A 1589-nucleotide genomic window follows, 5' to 3' on the forward strand; every position below is an offset into this window, starting at 1 on the left:
TCCCTCGCGGAGCGTTCGGCCACGACGCGGGCCTGCACACCCGCTGCCCAGGACTGCAACCGCCCACACGCCGTGACGAGGTCACCGAGCGCGTCGTCGGACAGATCGGCCATGGCGCGCGAACCCGGCAGGCCCGAGTCCTGGCCCCCGCCGTGGTCGAGGTCGCCGTCCACGTCGACAGCTTCCGCGACCACCCGCGCCAGCCGCGCTCCCGGCAGACCCCGCACTGCTTCCCGCAGAACATCCTCCGGCCAGAACACCACAGGCACACCATCCGGCGGCCATCCCGAGACAGAGTCCGGCGGCAGGTCCTCAAGCGCGTCCGGCGGCAGCCCAGCGCCCGGTCCCATACCGGATTCCGGGTCAGTGTCCTTCCCGGTCTGCTCCACGGTCGCCCAGGCCGCCCATGCTTCCTCGAACCACGCTTCGTCGGACGGCACATCATCCGGCGGCTCACCCGGAGGCAGCCCACCGTCAGCAACCGGACGCACCAGCATCCCGTGCACCATGACCGCCTCACCGCCAGCGTGACTCCGACCGGAGCCATCCAGGAGCGCGCCCGCCACGCCGTCGTCATGGGACAGTCCCTCGTACATCGCCCCGCCTCCCCACATGGGATCCTTGATCACTAACCATGATCTATCATCGCCTCGGCATTGCACCTTTGTTCGACCATAACCCCCACCACTGACACTCGCGCCTCCTTCTGCCCGCTGCGTAAGAACGGGCGCCCCGCAGGCGGATGCCGTACCGACACTCGTCTGGGGAGGAGCCCGCCGCGCGATGCGACCAGGAGCGACCCGCAGCCCGACGGGAATCTTTCGGGGTCAGGTGACGTCCTCGCCTGCCAGAGCCTTGGCAGCCAGGCGTTCCTCCTCGCTGACCTCCCACACCTCGTGTGCCGCATGCAGCGCGAGGAGGATGATCGCGCAACCGAGGACCAGGTCGGGCCAGCCCGAGCCGGTCGACACGGTGACCACGCCCATGGCGATGATCGCGACATTCACCAGCACGTCGTTGCGGGCGGACAGGAACGCCGCGCGGCCGAGGCCGCCTCCGTGGTGGTGCACCCGGGCCAGCAGCCAGGCGCTGGTCGCGTTGACGGCGATCGCCCCGAGCGAGGCGAGCGCCACGGGGACGACGTCGGGCGCCGTCGGCGCGGCGAACCGCTGCGCCGCCTCCCAGGCGGCCACCGCGGCGGGCCCCAGGATGAGCAGTGCCATGGCCTTGCCCATCAGCGCCCGGCGGGCGAGCGGCCAGCTCAGCGCGACGAGGATCAGCAGGTTGACGACGGTGTCCTCGAGGAAGTCGACGCTGTCGGCCAGCAGAGCCACCGACCCGGCGGTGAGCGCCACGGAGAGCTCGACGAAGAAGTAGGCGAGGTTGAGGGCCGCGACGGCCAGAACCGTGCGACGCAACCGGGCGGCACGTGGGTCGCCGGCCCGGGTCACGGTAGCCCTGGTCACGGTGCCATTGTCCGCGTAGTACCCAGGTCTGACCCGGAGGTCCGGATCCTGGTCCGACGACTCGCCACACTGGCCACGACAGGCTCAGGACATGAGGTTTTCTCCGCGCACCGCCGCCGGCAG

Annotated in this window: 1 protein-coding gene and 1 pseudogene; both read right to left on the bottom strand. The window is 70.7% G+C overall.

What is annotated here, in order from left to right:
• Positions 1-629, bottom strand: a pseudogene (locus tag AB0F40_RS14705) (hypothetical protein); the annotation flags it as partial.
• Between the two features lie 198 nt (positions 630-827).
• Positions 828-1466 carry a cation transporter gene (locus AB0F40_RS14710; RefSeq protein WP_357468558.1) on the bottom strand — a complete coding sequence of 213 codons (639 nt, stop codon included), beginning with the start codon at positions 1464-1466 and terminating at the stop codon, positions 828-830.
• Positions 1467-1589 lie beyond the last annotated feature (123 nt).

Origin of the sequence: Promicromonospora sp. NPDC023987 (assembly GCF_040639055.1) — a bacterium.
In the GTDB taxonomy this organism is placed as follows: domain Bacteria; phylum Actinomycetota; class Actinomycetes; order Actinomycetales; family Cellulomonadaceae; genus Promicromonospora.